The 21,139-nt window shown below is 68.6% G+C and carries 18 protein-coding genes and 2 pseudogenes; 6 read left to right on the top strand and 14 right to left on the bottom strand.

Features of this window, described 5'->3' with window-relative positions:
- The 5 genes and pseudogenes from IEZ17_RS44290 to IEZ17_RS34820 all read right to left on the bottom strand — a co-directional run.
- Positions 1–212, bottom strand: a pseudogene (locus IEZ17_RS44290) (carotenoid oxygenase family protein); the annotation flags it as partial.
- Positions 213–236: 24 nt separating this feature from the next.
- Positions 237–743: a DUF302 domain-containing protein gene (locus tag IEZ17_RS34835; protein ID WP_229852933.1), complete on the bottom strand. Its 507-nt coding sequence runs from the start codon at positions 741–743 to the stop codon at positions 237–239.
- Complete coding sequence (locus IEZ17_RS34830; RefSeq protein WP_189307297.1) at positions 740–1,498, bottom strand: hypothetical protein; 759 nt, start codon at positions 1,496–1,498, stop codon at positions 740–742. The genes IEZ17_RS34835 and IEZ17_RS34830 overlap by 4 nt, the downstream gene beginning before the upstream one ends.
- Before the next feature lie 251 nt (positions 1,499–1,749).
- Positions 1,750–2,754: a zinc-binding dehydrogenase gene (locus IEZ17_RS34825; RefSeq protein ID WP_189307295.1), complete on the bottom strand. Its 1,005-nt coding sequence runs from the start codon at positions 2,752–2,754 to the stop codon at positions 1,750–1,752.
- Between the two features lie 241 nt (positions 2,755–2,995).
- Positions 2,996–3,925, bottom strand: coding sequence for an NmrA family NAD(P)-binding protein (locus IEZ17_RS34820; protein ID WP_189307293.1), 930 nt, complete (start codon positions 3,923–3,925; stop codon positions 2,996–2,998).
- Between the two features lie 209 nt (positions 3,926–4,134).
- Between IEZ17_RS34820 and IEZ17_RS34815 the strand changes: the two are divergent.
- A pseudogene (locus tag IEZ17_RS34815) lies at positions 4,135–4,449 on the top strand (YrdB family protein); the annotation flags it as partial.
- Between the two features lie 30 nt (positions 4,450–4,479).
- On the opposite strand, the gene IEZ17_RS34810 reads toward IEZ17_RS34815, so the two are convergent.
- On the bottom strand, positions 4,480–4,896 hold the full coding sequence (locus IEZ17_RS34810; RefSeq protein ID WP_189307291.1) for a hypothetical protein: 417 nt from the start codon (positions 4,894–4,896) through the stop codon (positions 4,480–4,482).
- A 181-nt stretch (positions 4,897–5,077) separates the two neighbouring features.
- Positions 5,078–5,680 carry a TetR/AcrR family transcriptional regulator gene (locus IEZ17_RS34805; protein ID WP_189307289.1) on the bottom strand — a complete coding sequence of 201 codons (603 nt, stop codon included), beginning with the start codon at positions 5,678–5,680 and terminating at the stop codon, positions 5,078–5,080.
- A 120-nt stretch (positions 5,681–5,800) separates the two neighbouring features.
- Here IEZ17_RS34805 and IEZ17_RS34800 point away from each other — a divergent pair, with 120 nt between their 5' ends.
- The 3 genes from IEZ17_RS34800 (at position 5,801) to mhpA (ending at position 9,762) form a co-directional block, all read left to right on the top strand.
- Positions 5,801–6,610, top strand: coding sequence for an SDR family NAD(P)-dependent oxidoreductase (locus IEZ17_RS34800; protein WP_189307287.1), 810 nt, complete (start codon positions 5,801–5,803; stop codon positions 6,608–6,610).
- 1,127 nt (positions 6,611–7,737) lie between these two features.
- Complete coding sequence (locus IEZ17_RS34795) at positions 7,738–8,034, top strand: GYD domain-containing protein (protein WP_189307285.1); 297 nt, start codon at positions 7,738–7,740, stop codon at positions 8,032–8,034.
- Between the two features lie 93 nt (positions 8,035–8,127).
- The gene (gene mhpA, locus IEZ17_RS34790; RefSeq protein WP_189307283.1) at positions 8,128–9,762 is read left to right on the top strand and encodes a bifunctional 3-(3-hydroxy-phenyl)propionate/3-hydroxycinnamic acid hydroxylase MhpA; all 1,635 of its coding nucleotides are present in this window, start codon (positions 8,128–8,130) and stop codon (positions 9,760–9,762) included.
- 467 nt (positions 9,763–10,229) lie between these two features.
- Here the strand turns inward: mhpA and IEZ17_RS34785 are convergent, their stop codons facing one another.
- Together IEZ17_RS34785 and IEZ17_RS34780 are read right to left on the bottom strand one after the other, a co-directional pair.
- Positions 10,230–10,388 (bottom strand): hypothetical protein, encoded by a 159-nt coding sequence (locus tag IEZ17_RS34785; RefSeq protein WP_189307281.1) that lies wholly within the window; start codon positions 10,386–10,388, stop codon positions 10,230–10,232.
- A 27-nt stretch (positions 10,389–10,415) separates the two neighbouring features.
- Positions 10,416–11,186 (bottom strand): SDR family oxidoreductase, encoded by a 771-nt coding sequence (locus IEZ17_RS34780; RefSeq protein WP_189307279.1) that lies wholly within the window; start codon positions 11,184–11,186, stop codon positions 10,416–10,418.
- A 467-nt stretch (positions 11,187–11,653) separates the two neighbouring features.
- Between IEZ17_RS34780 and IEZ17_RS34775 the strand changes: the two genes are divergently transcribed.
- Positions 11,654–11,932, top strand: coding sequence for an SDR family oxidoreductase (locus tag IEZ17_RS34775; protein WP_308427744.1), 279 nt, complete (start codon positions 11,654–11,656; stop codon positions 11,930–11,932).
- Between the two features lie 60 nt (positions 11,933–11,992).
- Here IEZ17_RS34775 and IEZ17_RS34770 read toward each other — a convergent pair whose 3' ends face one another.
- The 3 genes from IEZ17_RS34770 to IEZ17_RS34760 all read right to left on the bottom strand — a co-directional run bounded on the left by IEZ17_RS34770 (position 11,993) and on the right by IEZ17_RS34760 (position 14,736).
- Positions 11,993–12,868, bottom strand: coding sequence for an LLM class F420-dependent oxidoreductase (locus IEZ17_RS34770; RefSeq protein ID WP_189307277.1), 876 nt, complete (start codon positions 12,866–12,868; stop codon positions 11,993–11,995).
- A 441-nt stretch (positions 12,869–13,309) separates the two neighbouring features.
- A complete protein-coding gene (locus tag IEZ17_RS34765) occupies positions 13,310–14,146 on the bottom strand; it encodes an alpha/beta fold hydrolase (protein ID WP_189307275.1) in 837 nt (278 codons plus the stop codon).
- Positions 14,143–14,736: a TetR/AcrR family transcriptional regulator gene (locus IEZ17_RS34760; RefSeq protein WP_189307273.1), complete on the bottom strand. Its 594-nt coding sequence runs from the start codon at positions 14,734–14,736 to the stop codon at positions 14,143–14,145. The genes IEZ17_RS34765 and IEZ17_RS34760 overlap by 4 nt, the downstream gene beginning before the upstream one ends.
- A 561-nt stretch (positions 14,737–15,297) precedes the next feature.
- Between IEZ17_RS34760 and putP the strand changes: the two genes are divergently transcribed.
- Positions 15,298–18,867 (top strand): sodium/proline symporter PutP, encoded by a 3,570-nt coding sequence (gene putP, locus IEZ17_RS34755; RefSeq protein ID WP_189307306.1) that lies wholly within the window; start codon positions 15,298–15,300, stop codon positions 18,865–18,867.
- Between the two features lie 319 nt (positions 18,868–19,186).
- Here putP and IEZ17_RS34750 read toward each other — a convergent pair whose 3' ends face one another.
- On the bottom strand, positions 19,187–19,591 hold the full coding sequence (locus IEZ17_RS34750; RefSeq protein ID WP_229852932.1) for a hypothetical protein: 405 nt from the start codon (positions 19,589–19,591) through the stop codon (positions 19,187–19,189).
- A 33-nt stretch (positions 19,592–19,624) separates the two neighbouring features.
- Positions 19,625–21,100, bottom strand: a complete 1,476-nt coding sequence (locus IEZ17_RS34745) for an NAD-binding protein (RefSeq protein WP_229852931.1) — start codon at positions 21,098–21,100, stop codon at positions 19,625–19,627.
- Between the last annotated feature and the right edge of the window lie 39 nt (positions 21,101–21,139).

Below are 21,139 nucleotides of genomic sequence, written 5' to 3'. Positions count from 1 at the left end.
ACGCATGCCGAAGCCAAAAGACACGCCGCACTGCAATCAACCTGACCAAGCCCTACTAGGCCCTCGCCGAGGTGGTCGTAGCGGATCGCGTACGAGGTCGAGCGCTGTTCGTCGGCGTCCTCGTGGGCGTTGAGGGTGTGGAAGACGTAGCACGGTGCGGTGTCGAACCAGCGCACCGGACCGTAGGGGTCCTCTCGGTGCAGGACACCCAAGCGCGCGCAGTAGTCGGGGCGGAGTCACAGGTGGGGAGGTGCATCGCCGCCGAGGAGGGCGATCAACTGGGCGAGGAGGGTGTCGAGTTCGCGGCCGACGTCGGCGATGTGCGGGTTGTCGTAGCTGGCGAACAGGAGGCTGGGCTGGTCGACGGCGAGTTTGGTGTCGCCGTCGGGGTCCGCGTAGAGCAGGGTCCGCAGTGGTGCGTGCAGCATGACCGACGGGTCGTGGCGGAACATGCGTTCGGCGATGGTGTGGTTGCCCATCAGGTACTGCGTGGCCTTCCAGGAGGACGGCGAGCCGGCCATGACGGCGGTGATGTCGCTGCGGTAGTAGCGCATGAACCCGTGCGGGGCGTTGATCTCGGCGAGTTCGAGCGTGGCCTGCCAGGAGGCCATCTGGAAGAAGCGGTGGAGATCGATCTCGGGGACGAGGGCTTCGTAGTGCTCGCGCGCTGCGTCGTAGGGACGGGGAAGCGCCACCACCAGCCGCCGGGCGGGGTGGTCGATAACGGCGGTGTCCGTGGTCATGACTGTGCCTGTTCGTCGTCAGAGTGGACGATCTCGACATCGTGGATGTCGAGCGTGATGGACGGGAGGTTGAGGTTGACGCTGTTGTCGGGGTTGCGGCGGAAGACTCGTCGGCGCGTGGCCACGAGCAGCCCGTCGAAGCTCTGGTAGCGGCTGGTGTAGTGGCCCACCAGGGTGCTGCCGTTGACTTCGGCGATGTAGTCCATGCCGCGTTGCATTCCGAGGGCGTCGAAGTAGAACACTTGGTCGGGGTTGTGCGAGGCGATCCCGGGTGGGAAGTGCACCTGCAGGCGTCGCCAGGTCTGCCCGGCTTCGCGCCATGGTTCGATCTCGCGGACCCGCACGTCCGGATGGGTGAAGAGGAACGGGGTGGTGAAGTAGTTCCAGCACGCATAGCCCAGGAAGTAGCCGAGGTGTAGAGCGTCCCAGGTGCTGTTGCGCAGCATTCCCTTGAAGCTGGCGCGTGCGGGGACGAGGGTCTCGACCGGTTCGCCGTCGAGGGTCTGCATGGTGACGCTGTCGGCGGCGGCGTCGAAGACCATCCGCTGGTCGGGACGGGTGAACGGGCTGAACACGATGTGCTCTCTGACCGTGTCGAGCGTCAGGATCTGGTCGAACGTCTTCTCTGGAGGCCAGCCCTTCCTCGCCCAGATGGGGCCACCGATGGAGATGTCGACTTTCAGGCCGCGCAGGGTGCCCCAGAGTGCCTGACCACCGGCGGTGGCGATTGCGAGATCGAGGAGTTCCTCACTCATGGCCGGGTACTTTCCGTCGCGATGCGTATGGCGGTCAGCGTGCCGGGAGCGGGAAGAGCGTGCAACCGCTGGCGGCGTGGGCCATCAGCCGGGCATCGGAATCGCGGGGCCCTGCCTGGGCGAGGGGGGTGCGGCGGCCTCTGCTGAGGACCGTGCCGACGGTGCGGACCACGGCAGTTCGTGGACCTTCTGCGCATCGGCATCCGCTGACGGTCACCGAACCCGTGTGCCGTCAGGCCTTCCGGCGGCTGTCAGGGGCGGACGAGAACGAGGCCGACCTTGCCGGGCCGTACCGCGTGCTCCACGGCGTCGGCCAGTTCGCCGAGACCGTACGTGGCGGCCACGTCGAACTGGTCCTTGAGCCCCAGCGCGATCTGCTTCGCGGTGGCGACGTCGGATGCCCGCCTCTCGGCGGAGGCCTCGGACAGCCACCGGCCGACGTTCTTGCCCCGCAGCGTCAGCGACTTGTTCAGCAGCGTCGACGCGTGCACCGAGATCGGCTCCTCGGCGATCAACCCGTAACTGACCAGTTTCCCGCCCGGCGTCAACAGGTCCAGAAGGCCTTCCGCCAGGTTCCCGCCGATCGGGTCGAAGGCCACACTCACCGGACGGCCGCCGGCTGCCTTGCGGACCTCGTCGGCCCAGCCCGGATGTGCTGTCGACACGACCGGCACGTCGGAGAACCGCCTGCGCAGATCGCTGGCGCCGCGGTCGCTGCGGACGACGTTGACGAGCGCCAGGTTGTGAGACTGGCACACGCCCGTCACCAGCCGCCCGACCGACGAGCCCGCGGCGGTCTGCACCAGAAGACCGTCATATCCGAAGGCCACGTGATGCTGCGCCTCACGGCGCAGCATCAGCGCGGTGAGCGGGTTCGCCAGCATCTGCGCGGCGACCTCGTCCGGCAACTCGTCCGGTACGGCGACGACCGCCTCGGCGTCCGCCACGATCCATTGGGACCACGCCCCCGGCTGGGGGAAGACCGTTACGCGGCCACCGACCTCGACACCCGGCGCCACGGCCGCTCCCGGGCCGATCGCCTCCACCACGCCGGTGGCCTCCAGGCCAGCCGGAACCGGCTGTGCAGCCTTCCCCGGGTAGGCCTCGATGGCCTGGAGATCACCGGGATGCACCGTGAAGGCCACGGTGCGGATGAGGACCTGGCCGCGCTCGGGCGCTGCCGGCTCCGGCTCCTCGATGACGGTCAGGACGTCGGCGGGCAACCCGCCGCGCGTGTAGACCACACGACGGTTCATGCCTCTCCTCCTGCGCGCTGGTCTGTGTGGGTCTTGGCCCAGGCATCAGCCGACGTCCTGCAGCCCCGGTTGCTCTCCGCTGAGTGCACTGCGAAACGAGGCCGGGGCCTTTCCGGGGCGGCTTCGGCGAGGGAAATCAATCCGGTGCCCGCGTGGTGGCCGGACCCGCGCACGATGGTCGGCCGGCGCCTCCCATGGTCAGCCCGCAACACGCTGGACAACCCACGACGAGGTCGCGGCTTCAGGGGCTGAACAGGCTGGGGTTCTCACGGACGTAATCGGCCACCCCCGAAGGAGGTCGCCCGATGACCTGCTCGACGCCTTGCGCCTTGCGGTCGTAGCGATTCTCCGCGTGAAGGCGAGCCATGGTGGAGATGTGCTGGAAGACGTGGTCCGGCAGCCCCAACGGCCTGAGATCGTCGTCGATCCATTCCTTCAGGGGGACTTCGGTGTAACTGACCGGTCGTCCCAGAGCTGCGGAGACCTCCGCCGCCATGGCGGCGACGTCCTCCGAGCGCGGGCCGGTCAGCTCATGGATCCTGCCGATGTGCGGGGCAGGATCGGCCAGGATCTCCTCCACGACCGCGGCGACGTCCCCGGCCGCCACAGGGGAGGTTTTCGCCCGGCCGAAGGGCAGTCTGATGCTTCCGTACTTCGCGATCGAGGAGAAGCCGACACGGAACAGCGGGTTCTCCATGAACACGGTGGGCCTGATCTGGACGATGGGGAGGCCTGACCAGCTGAGGACCTGCTCCACCAGCCACTGCTGCCGCTGCTGCACAGACTCGGAGGTGCTGGTGAGGTCCATCTCGGAGACAGTCAGCTGCGACATGTTCACGAACGCTTCCAGGCGACCGTAGGCGCGCGCGACGGCCACCGTCGTCACGGCAGCCTCCAGATACTGCGCCGACACGCCCATGCCGAAGTACATACGTTCACAACCGGCCAGGGCGTCGGCGATGTCGCCCGCGCGCGTCAGGTCACCGACGACGACCTCGGCGCCCGTCGCGCGCAGCGCCTCCGCCCGCTCGTCTTCGCGACGCACCAAGGCCCGGACGGGCAGGCCCCGTTGCCGAAGGCCTGCGACCACGGATCGTCCGACGGCGCCCACGCTGCCCGCCGCGCCCGTCACGAGGATGGGCAGCACACTGGCTCCCGGGGTGCGGTCCATGGGTGCAGCCTGCGGTGCGCACCGCCAGGGCGCAACTGGAGCCCGACGAGCCGTCGGCGCTGCGACAACAGTCGAGTGACCGGATACGGCCACGATCGGCGCGACGGCCGCTATCACGGGACCGCCGCCCCACGATTGTCGCGACGGCACCGCACAACCGTTACGCGGCGATCGCCCCTGCCGATGGGGCGGCATAGGGTTGGTGGGGATTCACCGTTGGCCACGATGAGGTTGTTCGTATCCTGCTCGGCGTAGGAACGCCCCTGCTGGCGATGGTGCTGTGGTCGTTGTTCGCGGCCCCGAAGGCGCGGTTGCGATCGCGGCTGCCGCTCATGCTCGTCGTCAAGGCGGTGGTGCTGGGCGGTGGTGCAGCGGCCGTGTATGGAGTCGGGCATCCCGTTGCCGCGGTAGGCATGGCCGTCGTCGTGGTCGCGAACACAGCGTTGGCCGAGACCTATCGCCGTATCCCGCCCGTCCGGCCGACAGGGCAGGCGTCCCCAACCGGCGCGCCGGAGTCCGGCTGAGGATTCACGGAACTCCGGTCAGAGCCATTTTCAAAGAGCATCATCAGTGTCCACGGTGCCCCGTTCGTAGCCGCCGCCCTTGCGCGTGAGAGCGGCGAGCGCGGCGCGGGTGAGGACCTCGACCGCCGGGGCCAGACCGCGGGGCATGCCGTCCCAAGTGCCCTCCTCGGGCCATGTCTTGGTCAGCCACACCCAGGCGGCCATGCCCTCGGCGGGCAGGCTCACGGAGGCCGGGTCAATGTCCGTCGCCGCTGCGAGGTCCGGGCCGACCGGCCGGGCTGCCAGCTGCCGTACGTGCCCCGCGCCCTGGTTGAGGTGCCACACCGGCTGCCCGGTGTCCAGCGGATCCTTCATGGCCTGGGTGGCGAGCGCGGTCAGAACGATCGCCACGAGCCGCCGCACGCCCTCGTCCTTCCAGGCCGGTTCGGTGGTGGGCAGCCGGTCCACCGCGGCAGTGTCCTCAGCCCGGGCGCACGCCTCGCCCCATCGTTCCCACCCCGCTCTCGCCGACGGACGCGACGCCGGACCGCGTGGTGGTCCCGGCAAATGAGGGCGCCACGAACCCGCTGATCGGGCCGTTCGTCCAGATCGCGACGGCTGCCTACCGCGACTGAGTCGGACGGCCACCTCAGCCGCGGACTGCGGCGACGGCCTCGTCGAAGGCCCGCTCCATGTCGATCGTGCCGCCGCTGCGCACCCAGGCATCCGTTGCGGTCTCCGAGCAGGCCAGGGCGCAGGCGGCGAGCGCGCGGGCCCGCACCGCGGTCATCGGGTCCGTGGTCGCCCCCAGCCGTCGCACGATGTCCGGGACGAGGAGATCCGTCCATTTCTGGCGCTTCTCCAGCTGGCGCGCCCGGAGGGACGGCGAGGCGTGCAGCATGCTGGTGATCTTGAGGAAATCCTCCGGTGAGTAGGGGAGCGAGTCGAAGAGCGCCTTGAGAGCCGCCCGGAGCGCTTCCCAGGGCGTTTCGCCGGCTGGACGGGCTTCCAGCGCGGCGCGCAGGGCCTCGCCGTGCTCGGCGTGGTCGCCGAGCACGATGTCCTCCTTGGTTCCGAAGTAGCGGAACAGTGAGCGTCGCGACATGCCGATCTCGCTCGCGATCTGCTCCATGGTGGTGGCCTCGAATCCACGCTCAAGGAACAGCCGCATCGCGGTGGCGACGATCTCGGCCTGGACAGCTCGTCGGGTGCGCTCCCGCAGCCCTGCCGGATTGCCCGCACGAAGGTCCATGACTCCGTAGCCTATCGCGGTTCGCACTCAGTACCAGTCTGGCACTGTGTGACAGATTCAGCGTACAGTGCCAATGCAGTGCCACCGCCGAGAGTGTCCACCGCTTCCCGGGAGCAACCCATGAGCACCGTCGACTACCACGGCCAGACCACCCTCATCACCGGCGCCAGCGCCGGCATCGGCGCCGAGTTCGCCCGGCAGATGGCCGCTCGCGGATCGAACGTCATCCTCGTTGCCCGCCGCGCGGAACGGCTGGAGACGCTGGCCGCCGAACTCGCCGCGACTCACGGCGCACGGGCCGCCGTCATCCCGCTCGACCTGAGCCTGCCCGCCGCGGGGCAGACCCTCGCCGGAGAGGTGGCGCGCCGTGGCCTGGAGGTGACCAGTGTCGTGAACAACGCCGGATTCGGTACCTTCGGCCCGTTCCACACCGAGGACCCGCAGCGGCTCGGCCAGGAGATCAGCGTCGACATCGCGGCCGTCGTCGACATCAGCCGGGCATTCATCGAGCCGCTGCGGACCGCCGGCACCGGAGTGCTGGTCAACGTCGCAAGCATGGCCGCGTACTTCCCCATCCCGAACATGGCCGTCTACGCGGCGGCCAAGGCGTTCGTGCTGAGCTTCACCGAAGCCCTGTGGCACGAATCCCGCGGGACCGGGCTGCGCGTGCTCGCGCTGTCGCCCGGTGCGACCAGCACCGAGTTCTTCGACGTCATCGGCACGGATGCAGCGGACGGCGGCAGCAAGCGCCAGTCACCCCAGGATGTCGTTGCCACGGCGCTGCGGACGCTCGACCGCCGGACACCACCGCCGAGCGTCGTCTCCGGCCGCCTCAACCGCGCGATGGCGACCCTGGGCCGCACGGCCAGCCGACGCCGCACGGTCCAGTTCATGGGATCCACGACCTCCGCCCGCCGGCAGGTGCGGTGACTGCGCACGCCGACAGGGAGAGATCCTGATCGGCGAGTCGACTGTCCGCAAGGTCTTTCGCCGCCTGGGCCAGGGGGCGGCCCAACCGAGGCTCGGTGAGAGGCGGTTGGCGGCCCGCCCGGTGGGCTCTGATCTCGGCTGGAGTCCTTCGGGCTGGAGTCCTTCGGGCTGGAGGCCCGTTTCTCCGGAGAATGCCGGCGAGATTCCGGCGCCCTTGGTGTGCCGTACGTGGTTCAGCAGGCGAGGGCGCAGGCCGACGAGTGGCAGTCGTACGGCTGGGCGGGGCGGGCGATGACGCGCACAGGTCGGCGATCCGGGCCCGATCAGCTTCCGCCGAAGTAAGGGCCCTCGTACAGGTCCTCGATGAGGCCCTGGTGAGGACGCCCTTCTCGCCCATGCCGACGTGGTTGGTCCGGCCTCAGCCGACCAGGTGGGTCGTCCCGGATCGGTCGATTGCGCCGTGGCACAGGGGCCTGGAAGGTCCTGGTGGCCGACGCGGCACAGCTCGACCATGTCGGACTCGGCGCTGTAAGGGCCGGTGTGGTGGATCACGACCCCGTTCACGGGGCCCCAGTTGCCGTGAACGTTGCGGTTGTGGGTGCGCCAGTTCCCAACCTCGACCACGCCGAGGCCGGCGTGTTTCAGCGCGGCGAGAAACTGGTCCCTTCCAAGTGGTGTTGCCACGTAGGTTGAGCCTTCTCCCCGCGCCTGTGCGGCAGTCGGCCGGGCCGGGCGGTTGCCGCGGTCGGTCCCTCGGGAGTGGCTCTCATGGGTGGAGGGTCACCCGGTCGTCATGGTATCCAGCGGCCACAGCACGAACTCGTGCGCGGCCGATGGGTCGGACCACAAGTGTGTGCCGCTGCGCCCGGCCGGGGAGCGGATGAATGGAAAACCGCGCGACAACTCCCCCGTGATGACGGCGACCTGAACCCCGAGCTGAGCGAGGACGATGACCGGGACGCCGGATGGGATTCGGAGGAGTACCGGGTCGACTGACCACAGGGTGCTGACGCAGGTCAGGCAGGCAGGCTCTGAGTCCGTGAAGGTATGGTCCCGCCCGCGCGCGGTCGACATTAGGCAGATTTACAATGGTTTGGCGTGTTCTCCTCTCGGGAGGTGAAACGGGCATGCCGACCTACATCTCGCTGTTGAACTGGACGGACCAGGGGATCCGTAGGTACAAGGACACTGCTGAGAGAGCGGATGCCTTCGCCGCAGGGCTGGAGAGACTTGGGGCGAAGCTCGTGAACCTTTACTGGACCGTGGGCCCCTACGACCTGGTGGGCGTCATCGAGGCACCCGACGAGGAGACCGCCACGGCCGCGATCCTGGCCACCGCTTCCGCAGGCAACATCCGCAGCACAACACTGCGGGCTTTCGACAAGGACGAGATGGGCCGGATCATCGCCAAGTCAGCGGACTGAGGCACCCTGTCCGCAGCTGCGCGACCGGCTCTTCGCTTCGCCTCCTCCTCCTGCCGAAACTACAGCTGCGTTCTGCTTGATCCGGAGCATGTGATGTCCGCTGTAACACGACGTGATGCCGATCCCGGCTCCTCGGTGGGGAAGAAGAACGCTCCCGATTTCGATGTCGTGATTGTCGGTTACGGTCCGGTGGGGCAGCTCATGGCGTTGTTGCTCGGCGGACGTGGCTGGCGGGTGGGTGTCGTTGAGCGCTGGCCGGAAGCGTACAAGCGGCCCCGGGCCGTGAGCTTCGACGACGAGATCGCGCGGGTCCTCGCCGCTGCCGGACTCGCCCGGCAGTTCCCCTACTTCAGCGAACCCGCGCCCGACTACGAGTGGCGCAACGCCGCAGGCCAGACCCTGCTGTACTACAACCGCCGGCGGATCGGGGCGTCCGGCTGGCCCCAGGTGAGCAGGTTCCACCAGCCTCATCTGGAGCAGGCTCTGGATGGCCGGGTTCGTGGGCTGCGCTCAACACAGGTGTGCCGAGGCCACGAGGCGGTCGAACTGGTCGATCTCGGCGACCGTGCCGAGGTCACCGTTCGCGACCCCGCCCAGCAGCACTACAGTCTGAGCGCGGCCTACATCATCGGCTGCGACGGTGCCAACAGCTTCGTGCGCGAGCACCTGCAAACCTCCGTGACCGATCTGGGGTTCTTCTACGACTGGCTGATCGTGGACGTCATCCCGCACGAGCCCTGGCCCCAGATCAATCTTCAGATCTGTGATCCAGCCCGGCCCACCACACTCGTCTCCGGAGGACCCGGGCGGCGCCGCTGGGAATTCATGCGTATGCCCGGGGAGACGCTCGACGACCTCAACCGGCGCGAGACCGCATGGCGCCTGCTGAAACCGTGGAACCTGACCCCTGACAACACCACCCTCGAACGCCACACCGTCTACACCTTTCAAGGCCGCTGGGCCGACCGCTGGCGCGACGGACGTCTGCTGCTGGCCGGAGACGCCGCCCATCAGATGCCTCCGTTCGCCGGGCAGGGCATGTGCTCCGGAATGCGGGACGCGGCGAACCTCGCCTGGAAACTCGACCTCGTCCTGCGCGGAACCGCGTCCTCCAGTCTGCTGGACACGTACACCAGCGAGCGCTGTGCGCACGTCCAGCACGCCATCGGCACGTCCATCGAACTCGGCAAGGTCATCTGCGTCACCGACCCCGAGGCCGCTGCCGCCCGCGACCAGGCCATGCTCGAAGCCGAGGGCCGCCCCGAGTTCGCCCTTCCTCCCCTCCCCCCGGCCACCCTCGGGCCCGGCCTGCTGCACAGCGCCCCGGACGGGCAGCCCGTACCCCCGGCCGGACACGTCGCCCGACAGGGGTGGGTGCGCGCACCGGACGGCCGGACCGGACTGCTGGACGAGATCGTCGGAACCGGCTTCCACATCTTGGTCACAGCCGACCCCGGCCCTCATCTCTCTGCTGACCAGCGCGCTTTCCTGTCCTCCATCGGCACCCGTCTGATCCGCATGGTCCCGTCCGAGCAGCTCGTGCCCAAGGACGCGCAGGCGGGTCATGTCACGGTCGGCGACCTCGACAACGTCCTACAGGGCACCGACCGCACGGTGGCCATCATCCGACCCGACTTCTACATCTACGGCATCAGCGACACCCTCGCCGACTTGCCCGCGCTCGTCGACGAACTACGCGCAGGCCTCACCCAGGCGGCCGACCAGTAGCGCTTGGCCAGGTTGATATGAGGTCTGACGTCTTGCGGTGACAGGTGGGGCAGGCGCCGGTCCAGGCAGCGAGGAGTAACTACAGTTCGCGGGGGACCAGGTAAATGCTCAGGCCGACGCCGCAGCAGCACCCCAGGCCAGAAGGCCGGCTACCCGATCCTCCGCTGCAAACGAGAGTCACCAACCTGACCCGATCCAGCGGATAGCATCACACCTGATGCACTCGCTACGGCTCGACCACACCAACTCTGAGCTGCACCAACCCAGTTCGCGGCACTTCTCAACCGCAGAGAAATTCTGTCCGCGGCATGGAGAAGATGCAGGCCCGGCTCATGCTCCTCGGTGGCGGCGTACAGGTCCGCAGGGCGGGCGACCATTCCGAAGGCGATGGTGCCCTTCCAGATCGATCGCATCACATGACCGTACGGACCCTCCTTTGGGCGTGCCCGTGTATGGGGCCTTACGAGTCACAAACCGCCGTCGCGGCTGCCCAGGCTCAGCACACCGCATTGCCTGGAGAGAAGCTGGCCGCCTCGAAGATCGCCCGCGGCGCGAAAGGGGTGACGGCCCTCGAAGAGGAGATCGCCGAGCTCGACGCCGTCATCAAGGCCCGGTTTCACGAACACCCGCACGTGACCTTCGCGTTGAGGTTGCTACAGGTTGACGCCGCCGGTGACGTCGATCTTGGTGCCGGTGATCCAGCGAGCGTCGTCGGAGGCCAGGAAGGCGACCGCGTCGGCGATGTCCGGGACCTGGCCGATCCGGCCGAGGGCGGTCAGGCTGATGTTGCGCTCCAGATTCGCCGGGTCGGCCAGCACTCCGGCGGTCATGTCGGTGCGGGTGAATCCGACGACGACGGAATTCACGGTAATTCCGCGGGGGCCGAGGTGCTTGGCCAGGCTGTGGCCGAACACTTCGAGTGCACCCTTGGTGAGCGGATATCCGATGCCGTGGGCGGAGGCGATACGGGTGGAGACGGATGAGATGTTGATGATCCGGCCACCATCGCGCAGTCGTGGCAGCAGCCGCTGGGTGAGGAAGAGCGGTGCCTTGATGTTGACCGCGACCATCTGGTCGAACTCCTCAGGGGTGAGAACCTCGATCGGTCGCCCCATGAGGTTGAGCCCCGCGTTGTGAACCAGGATGTCGATCGTCGCTTCCCCATGTGCGCGCAGTCCGGCCTCCAGTCCGGCCATGAGCGTGTCCACGTCGTCGGGAACGCCCAGTTCTGCGCCCACGATGAACGCCCGGCCACCGGCCTCGGTGATGGTCGCGGCGGTCTCCTTGGCCGCCGCCTCGTTACTGCCGTAGTGCACGGCTACCAGAGCGCCGTCCCGGGCCAGGCGTTCTGCGATGCCTCGCCCGATGCCCCGGCTGCTGCCGGTGACCAGTGCGACCTTTCCACTGAGGTGTCCCGTGTTCACTCCTTGATCGTGTTCCGCAGAGCCCCCAGATCCAGCAAGGCAAGGTTAGCCCTGCCTACTTTTGCTATTCATTCAGTCGCTGAGGTTTGGGGCTCTTTTTGGCCACGGACGCGCACACCTCTGAGTAGGGTCGGGGACCGGCGCGGTGCCCGATGCTCCGTTTCCGGTCCCCGCCGCGTGCACCCCAGTGGGTCAAGTACGTGCGTGCGCCGTTCCCCGAGGAACGGAAGTACAAGGACCCGGCGTGCAGGTGGTCTTGAGCGTCTCTCATCAGCTGAGCGATCCTGAACCGGACTCAGGGTCCGGGATCGGCTGGAACCACCGTGGTGGGGTGGCATGTGCGTGCAGGTGGAAACCTGCGCCGAGTGCTGCCCCTTGTGGCCGGTGTCGACTGCTGGTGGTGTTGCTGATCCTGTGCATGCCCTGGTGTCGGTGGGCTGCGCGGGGCAGCTGCGTCCGGCCCGTTGGTGCGTGTCCCTCCCGACGCCTGCCCGCCGAACCCGAAGGTACGGTTCGGCGCTCAGGGCGTCCGCGTGAACGCCGTGGCCCCGGGCCCTGTCTCTACCCCCGGGACGGAGGAGATGGGAAGTGAACCCTTCCAGGTGTTCGGGCGAACCACCGTACTGGGGCGGGTCGCAGACCCTGAAGAAATCGCGGAAGCGGTTCTGTTCCTTGCCTCCTCCCGCACCAGCAACATCACCGGCGCGGTTCTCGAGGCACGCGGCGGACAGCTCGCGATCGGCTGACCGATCCGAATCGGAACTGGCGCTACCGCTGACCACGGTTCCGGTGTTCCCCCGAGGCCGTTATCCCCATAGAGAAGCGAGCCTGCGCCATTCCTCCCTCGGGAGCTTGTCCCTGTGGGTGCCGGTGAGCATCTGGAGGGCCACGTGGTCCGCGCCTGCCTGGTGGAAGGTGTCGATGCGGTCGCGGATGCGGTTCTCGTCGCCCCAGGCGAAGACCGCGTCGATCAGGCGGTCGCTGCCGCCCTCGGCCAGGTCGGCTTCGGTGAAGCCGTGCCGCAGGAAGTTGTCGGTGTAGTTCGGCAGGGTGAGGTACATGGCGAGGGCGTCGCGGGCCAGGGCGCGGGCTCGGACTGGGTCGGTCTCCAGGACCACCTTCAGCTCCGGGGCGAGCAGCGGGCCCTCGCCGAGGATCTCGCGGGCCCGGGCGGTGTGTTCGGGCGTGACCAGGTAGGGGATGGCGCCGGCCGCCCGCTCGCCGGACAGCTTCAGCATCTTCGGGCCCAGTGCGGCCAGCACCCTACTGTCGGCGGCGACGCCGGCCCCGTCCAGCTCGTCGAGGTAGCCGGTCATCGCCGCGTACGGGCGGCTGTAGTCCTTCACCAGCGGGCCGTGGCTCACGCCGAGACCCACCAGATAGCGGCCGGGGTGCGCCGATTCCACCTCGTCGAAGCCGGCCGCGGTCGTGGCGGCTTCCTGCTGCCAGATGTTCAGGACGCTGGTGCCGACGACGATGCGGCGCGTCGCCCCGATCAGCGGGGCGACGTGGTCGGCGGTGCTGTTGTTGCCGAGCCAGATGGCGCCGTACCCGAGTTCCTCCAGCTCGGCAGCGGCCTCGTCCAGTTCGCCGCGCCGGGCCGGGTCCTCCGAGCGCAGTTCGACGCTCCAGGCGCCGTACCGGCCGACTCGCTGCTTCAGGGGGACTGTGGTGTCGCTCATCGGGTGTTCCCTCCGGGTGGCGGGCTGTGCCGTGATCATCACGTCTCCAGCCACTGCCGACCGGAGGGCGTCCCGGGTCGGTTTCCGCCGTTCCCTCAGTTGGTCGAACGGCTCATAAGACGTCGACCACGCACGAGCCCGCCACCTCAGTAGCGGGCTCGTGCGCGTCGTCGGGCTGCTCGTCTACGGTCCGGCAATCAACCACAGGATGAGCGCGGCGTCGAGATCGGTTCGGGTCTCTCACAAACGGGGGGCAGTCGAAAGGGCCGCCCGGCCACGCGTGAACCGCCCGCATTCGCCCAGCTCACCACTCGCAGATGTCCTCTCAGAACTAGTGCGTTCTGCGACGGGGTTCTGAGAGACCGCCGAGGTGCCTGGCCTCACCGCTTCCCGCGGACAGCCACCCGTCACCCGCGTAAACAACCCTATGGGCCAATACACCTAGGAGCTGAGGGCTTTGCGAAGGTGTTCCGCGAACTCGGCAGGGTGCGTGGTCGTGCCGGTGTGCCCGCCGGGGAAGTGCTGGAGTTCCGTGCCGAGGCGCTGGGCCAGGGAAGTGGCCGTACGGTTGGGCAGTTCGCCGTGTGAGTCCTGGCCGCAGGCGAGCACGAGTCGGTTCGACAGCGTCTCCAACCGGTGGATGTCCGGGGTGTACGACATGAAGCTGGGCACGATGCGTCCGAGGAAGTACGGCAGGTTGGCCATCGTCTGCTCGGCCCGCGCCGCCGCCTGCGGCGGAAGCTTGAGTTCGGGCTCTGGTTCGGTGATGTCGCCGCCCTTCTTCAGTCCCGCGGCGAACACGGCCATCGCCGGCATGAGCCCCTGCGTGCGGAACGTCTCCTGCACGCGCGCGAGGTACGCGCGGTGTTCGGCAGCGTCCGGGAGGGCCTCCACAACCGGCGGCTCGTGCGCCACGAGGCGTTCGATGCGTTCGGACTGGGTGGTGAGCAGGTGGATGGCGGCGATCGCGCCCGAGCTGGCGCCAAACACCCGGGCGGGCTCACTGGGCGACAGCAGTTCCACCATGCGCAACGCATCGTCGGCGTGCTCGGCTACGCGCTGCTCGGCGTCGGGGTCGTCCAGCGTGCTGCGGGAGATGCCGCGCGGGTCGTAGCTCGCGACGGTGTATTCAGCGGCCAGGTCGTCGACGATGCCGTCGAAGGCGGCGGCGCCGCCCGCGCCTCCGGGTATCAGCAGCAACAGCGGCCCATGGCCGCGCACTTGATAGTGCAGGGTCGCGCCGTCAACACGCAGGCTGCCGATGGTCGGGTCGGTCATGTGAGGTCTCCTTCTTGCGAGGGTGGCCAGTGCTCCAGGAGGGTGTGCAGGGCGTCGAGGGCGCGGATCCAGGACTGCTGCGGCGAACGCTCGTGCGCGAACCCGCCGACGGCCTCAAGGGCCACGAACCCGTGGAAGGTGCTGCGCAGCAAACGGACCGCGTCGGTCAGGTCGGGCTCGGCCAGTCCGTAGCCGCGCAGCATGCCGTAGGTCAGCTCGACCGCGCGCCGGGGTCCGGGCGCTTGTGCGGCCAGCTCAGGATCGATCTGGATCCGGACCTGCGTCGCCATGTAGCGCCCCGGATGCTCGTGGGCGTACTCCCGCCAGGCGTTCCCGTACGCGACCAGCGCATCCTTGCCCGCTCGCCCGGCGATCGCCCCTGCGATACGGATCGTCTTCTCGTCCGCCGCCAGCAGCGCGATCCGCCCGCGCAGGTCCTCCAGATTGCGGACGTGCGAGTAGAGGCTCGCATCCTTCACCCCGAGCCGCCGCGCCACCTGCGACATGGTCACCCGTTCGAGGCTGACCTCGTCTGCCAGCTCGGCCCCCGCAATCGTCACCCGCTCCCCCGTCAACCCGGCCCGCACCATACGCCCTCCCCGGCTTCCTAGGGATCCTAGTTGTAACCTAGGACTCCTAGGTTATTCAAACGCGGGCGCCTTCGCCGGCCCACGGCGACCCATCGGGCAGTCCCTGGGCGTCTTTCGTGGCGGCCGAGGTGGTGGCCACATCCGTGATCACATTGACGCTGCCGGACGCACGTCTCGGTGGCCTGCGCGGCGAATCCCTTCCCGCTGATGACGTGCTCGTGGCGGCCCGCTGATCACGCTGCCGCACCGGGAAACGCCAAGTTCCCCGACAGAGTCAAGCTCGGCCGATCCAGCGTCTCTTCGCCCATCGCGCCAGGTTCCACCCCGGTCCGTGGACGGTCCGTGGTCTCCAACCCGTCCCGATGGCGACAACTACAGAGCCGCACCCAGCTGTGGCGTGGCGCGCGGCTGTGGCACGTATCGGCCGTTCGACACCGGCGTGGAGGTGGCGGTCGCTGCCTGGCGACCCAAATCGGTACATTTACCCGCCAGGGTAGACCGGGCTCCCAGGCGCGCCTCTGGTCGCGCCCGGTGCTCATGAACCTCGCGGGCGAGGAGAACATGTTCGAGTTGAGTGCGCCGATCGTGACCACGTTCCTCGTGTATGCGGTCGCCATGATCGGAGTAGGTGTCTGGGCATATACCCGTACTCACACCTTCGCCGACTTCGCCCTCGGGAGCCGCAGGCTCAGCGCGTTGGTCGCCGCCCTGTCCGCAGGGGCCAGTGACATGTCCGGCTGGCTGTTTCTCGCGTTTCCCGGAGCGGTGTACGCGACCGGCATCGGCGCCAGTTGGATCGCAGTCGGCCTGGCGGTCGGCACCTACCTCAACTGGCGGTTCGTCGCGCCGAGGCTGCGCACCTACACCGAGCGTGCCGAGAACGCCTTGAGCCTGTCGGCCTACCTGGAGGAGCGGTTCGAGGACCGCACCCGGATGCTCAGGATGGTCTCGGCAGCGGTCACCCTCGTGTTCTTCACCGTCTATGTCGCCAGTGGTCTGGTCGCCGGCGGGTTGCTGTTCGAGCATGCCTTCAACATCCGTTTCGGGCTCGGGGTGACTCTGACGGCCCTGGTGATGGTCATCTACTCGAGCCTGGGCGGCTTCCTCGCCGTGAGCCTCACGCACGTGATGCAGGCGACGCTGATGTTCCTCGCCCTGCTCGTGGTCCCCCTGGCCGGTGTCGGGGCCCTCGGAGGCTTCCGGGAACTGGCCGATGCCCTCGGCAAGAAGGCGCCGGGTCTGCTGGACATGGGGGCGAAGGTCAACTACGCCGACGGGCGGTGGTCGGCAGGCGGGTCGCTCGGCGCCGTCGCGATCATTTCGCTGCTCGCCTGGGGCCTCGGCTACTTCGGTCAGCCGCACATCCTGGCCCGTTTCATGGGCATCCGCAGCATCCAGGCCATCCCCGCGGCCCGCCGTATCGAAACGGGGTGGGTCATCGTCGTACTCGCCGGTGCCACCCTCGTCGGCCTCGCGGGAATCGGGCTGCTCGGCACGCCGCTCCACGACCCCGAGACGGTGTACATCGTCCTGAGCCGCATCCTGCTCAATCCCTGGATCGCCGGGGTGATGCTGATCGCCGTACTGGCCGCGATCATGTCGACCGCGGACAGCCAGCTACTGGTGTCGTCCGTCGCGCTCACGGAGGACTTCTACCGCGCGTTCCTCAACCGGCGTGCCTCGGACAGGGTGCTGGTGCGGGTCGGTCGCGGGGCCGTCGTCGTGGTGATCCTGGTGGCCTTCGTGATCGCGCTCAACGGCGGCGGGCTGCTGGGCATCGTCGCCTACGCCTGGGCGGGCTTCGGGGCCGCGTTCGGGCCGGTCGTCCTCCTCTCGCTGTACTGGCCGCGCATGACCTGGGCGGGGGCCATGGCCGGGATCGTGTCGGGTGCGACCACGGTGCTTCTCTGGAAAAAGGTCAATCCACTGCTCGGGCCGCTCGAGTCGGGCATCTACGAAATGGTCCCGGGTGTACTGGTCGCCGCGGTCGCCGCACTGGTCTTCGGCAGGTTCGTCGGCCGGCCGCCGAAACGGGCCTTCTGGCGGATGCCGGGAGGCGGGGTGAGCCAGCTGATGCTCACCCCGTTCCTCACCCACGCACCGGTCGGCATGGCCGTCCTGGACGCGGATCTGCGCTACGTCTGGGTGAACGAGCCACTGGGCCGCCTGATCCCCCTCGAACAACGACTGGGGCGGCAGGTGGGGGAGGTCCTGCCGAGGCTTGAGGCGGAAGCCTTCGAGGAGCGGATGCACAGGGTCCTCGAGACCGGGAACCCGGTGCTGGACTACGAGTTCCGCGGCCCCAGCTACACCGATCCCCACCGCACACGCGCCTTCTCCGCTTCCTTCTTCGCCATGAAGGACCATCAGGGCCGGTACGTGGGCATCTGGTACATGGTCATCGACGTCACCGAGCGCTGGCGGGCCCAGGAACGCCTGGCTCTGCTGAACGACGCCGGTGCCCGAATCGGCAGCACACTGGAAGTGACGCGGACCGCGCAGGAACTGGCCGACGAGGCCGTGCCGGCCGTCGCCGAGTTCGTCGCCGTCGACCTGCTGGACTCGGTCATGAGGGGCGAGGAGCCGACCCCCGGACCGGTCGGCATGACGCCCGTCATCCGCCGAGCGGGGCAGCAGTCGGTGCGGGAGGGCTGTCCGGAGGCGACTCTGGCCCTGGGCGAAACGGTCCGGCGTGCACCCTCGTCGCCCGTGACCCGCTGCCTGCTGGAAAGCAGGACTCTCGTGGAACGCATCCTGGACCGCTCCACCAGCGCCTGGGTGACCGAAGACCAGTCACTGGGCGCCTCCATCCGCAAGTTCGGCTTCCGCTCGCTGATGGTGATTCCGGTGCGGGCGCGCGGCGTCACCCTCGGTGTGGCGACATTCGCCCGCTCCCGGCGTAGCGGCCCCTTCGAGGACGACGACGTGCGTCTCGCCGAGGAACTCGTCTCCCGCGCGGCGGTGTGCGTCGACAACGCGCGCCGCTTCACGCGCGAGCGCACAGCGGCCCGCTCCATGCAGCGTTACCTGCTGCCGCAGGAACTCACCGGAGGGTCCGCTCTGGAGGTGGCGTCGTGGTATCTCCCGGCGGATGCCCCCAGCGGTGTGGGCGGCGACTGGTTCGACGTGATTCCGCTCTCCGGAGCCCGGGTTGCACTGGTCGTCGGGGACGTCGTCGGACACGGCATGAACGCGGCGGCAACCATGGGGCGTCTGCGCACCGCGGTACGCACGCTCGCCAATCTGGATCTCCCCCCGGACGAACTGCTGGCTCATCTGGACGACCTGGTCATCGGCCTCATGGGGCCGGCGGAGGGAGAGGACGAGACCGCGGGTGCCGCGTTCATGGGTGCCACCTGTCTGTACGCTGTCTACGACCCGGTCAGCAGACGGTTCACGCTGGCCCGGGCCGGTCACCTCCCACCGGTGATCGTCGGCCGCGACGGCACCGCCGACGTCGTCGACCTGGCCGCCGGACCGCCCCTCGGCCTCGGGTACCTCCCCTTCGAGTCCGTCGAACTGGAGCTGGCCGAAGGCAGCCTCATCGCCCTCTACACCGACGGCCTCATCGAGACCTTCGACCGGGATCTCGACGTCGGGCTCTCCCGACTGGGCGACGCCCTCGTGGCGCCCGGGCCGACGTTGCAGGAGATCGGCCTGGGTGCGGTCGACGCCCTGCTGACGGGTCCACCGTCCGACGACGCGGCCCTGCTCCTCGCCCGGACCCGCGTCCTGGCTCCGGACCGGGTCGTGTCATGGAACCTACCCAGCGACCCGGCGGCCGTGGCGAACGCCCGCGCCCTCGCCAACCGGCAGTTGGCGGAGTGGGGCATGGACGATCTGACGTTCACCACGGAGCTCATCGTCAGCGAGTTGGTCACCAACGCCATCCGCCATGCGACCGGACCGGTAAGTCTGCGCCTGATCCGGGACCAAGGGCTGATCTGCGAGGTCTCCGACGCCAGCAGCACTTCGCCGCGCCTGCGCCATGCCCGGACCACCGACGAGGGAGGACGCGGCCTACTGATCGTGGCCCAACTCACCCGGCGATGGGGCACCCGTTACACGACGACCGGCAAGATCATCTGGACGGAGCAGGACATTCCCACCGACATGGGCACCCGGTCGTGAGCGGGTCCCGCCTTGGCCTGACGAGACGGCAACCCGGATCCCACGCGCCCGCATCGTGGGCGGAGCGCGCTTCTGCACGGCCCCCACCGGTAAGTGCCGGACGGCTGCCGGGCGGCTGCCGGGCGGCCCACTGAGGTCGGCTCCCCCGAAACTCGCTACGTAAAGAGCGTTTTCGCTGCGGTGGCGTTTGATCCCAGATGCAGGTGTGCCACCAATTCGAGGTGGTTTCACGGGTGAGGCGTCGGCTTGTGAGGTCGATCATCGCGAGGTGGATCATCGCGAGGTGGATCACGGCATCCGCCGGCCGCGCCCGACCGGGTCAGCACTTCCCGTTCCCGCGGTGTACCGAGAGCAACGCCGTACCGGCCTCCGCGACTGCTTCGCCGAGCATGGCGGTCTGTCCTGGGGCATCGAGCGTGACCGCGACCGCCGCTGCCCCGGCCGGACCCGCCGCCCGCAGCACGGGCAGCACGGCGCGGCCACGCACCCCGACGGCAAGCACCTGCCCGTCGGGCCGGGCCCGCGCCGGATCCTCGGGATCCAGGATGCCGATCTCGCTCGCCTCAACGTCCAGCCCTGCCGGGGCGGCCTGCAACTCCACCAGCGGCTCAGCCGGCGACGTCGGCACGTGCCGCAGGCCGACCCCGGCCTCTGCGGTGGAAGAAGGTCGTGGATTCCAGGCAGTAAGAGATCTCTGACACGCCATATGCTGCTCGATCATCACGGACGGACGGTGGCCCGAGTCCTTCGGGGACACTCATCCGCGTCTGCGGTCCTCTCTTCCTTCTCCGGGGTCTGGTCGGCGCGTTCCGGCAGTTACGCGGGCGCCGCTGTCCGCCTCGGAGTGCCTGTCCTGCTGGTGATCGCACCGGGACGCGAGCGGCCATGGCACGAACTCCCCGTTCGCGCACTCCACAAGCAACCGCTTACCGTGCGCGAGTACTCCGCGTGGCCGCAGCCCGATCAGGCTCGCAGTCGTGTACGCAGCGCTCAAGCTGCCCATGTCGTGGACGATGCCGATCCTGAACAGGGACTGGGTCTCGGCGATGGCCTCGTGGTCGCCTGCCCGGATGACCACGCGCAGATCGGGCGCGACCGCTCGGGCGGCAACGGAGACCGCGATGTTGTCCAGATCGTCGGAGGCGACGGCGGCCATGGCCTGCGCCGTGTGGAGACTGAGCCTGCGCAGCACGAACTTGTCAGTGGCATCGGCGACGACGACCGGGACGCCAAGGGCTCTGGCCAATCGCAGGTTCGGGGCAGCTGGGTCACGTTCCACCGCTATCACCCCCATACCGAGGTCCTGCAACCGAGTGCACAACCGCAACCCCACCTGCCCGAGCCCGACGACCACCACGTGGCCCGCCCTGGGAAGGGCCCGGGGGCCGACCACGCCGACCGAGCGGGGTGCCAGGAGGCGGTCGACCATGCCGGCGGTGAAGACGGCGGTGAACACGATGGTGATGAGCATCGCGAAGCTGGCGAACACCAGGTAGGCGTTTGACCCTTGCGCCGATGCGGGACCGACGGCCGACACCGTTCGCACCGCCTCGAAGAGAGCCTCCACCGGCGGTCGGTGGTTCAAGACCACGGACCACGTCCAGTCCGCCAGCAGCACCGCGAGCAGCCCCGTGAGGCCGGCCAGCATGATCCGCGAACTGCCGTCGTGCGGCCGTAGCTGTCCTCTGAACTTCCCCAGCAGCGCCCGGTACTTCAGGGAGCGCGGTGGCCGGTACGTCTCCAGGCTCACGGCGCCCTCCTCCCACCGGGCGCCGACGTGGCCTGATGGGCTCGGGCTGAGGGCCAGCAGGTCGGGCTGGAGACAGGCGGCCAGCAGAATGGGAGCGGCGACGTCGGCCGGCGACAGGACCTGACAGTTCGGGACCATGCGTACGAGTTGCTCGGCCACCGTCCGGTCGAAGACCGTCACCACCAGTCTGACGCCCGGGCAGATGTGCTCGATGGCGAGCGCGTATCGCAGGGATTCGACGTCGTCGTCCAGCAGGATGGCGACGCCGGCCACCTCCCGGTCGAGTGTCTGGCGCAGTTCCTCGTCCGTGGGTTGCGCCAAGTGCTGCACGAGGTGCCCCGCCGCTTGCAGGAATCCGCAGACCCGGCGCGCCACGTCGCTGCCGATGACAACGAAATACCGCTCCGGTTCCCCGCCCGCTCCGAACGCGTTACGCGTGCTCTCGTCGCGGGAGACTCGGTTGTGGGAGTGCTCAGAGGTCAAAGATGCAGTCATCGGAAGTGCAGGGGTCGCAGTCAAGGC

Source organism: Streptomyces albospinus (assembly GCF_014648695.1).
GTDB classification, from domain to species: Bacteria; Actinomycetota; Actinomycetes; order Streptomycetales; family Streptomycetaceae; genus Streptomyces; species Streptomyces albospinus.
This window is presented reverse-complemented; position numbering and strand designations above follow the sequence as displayed.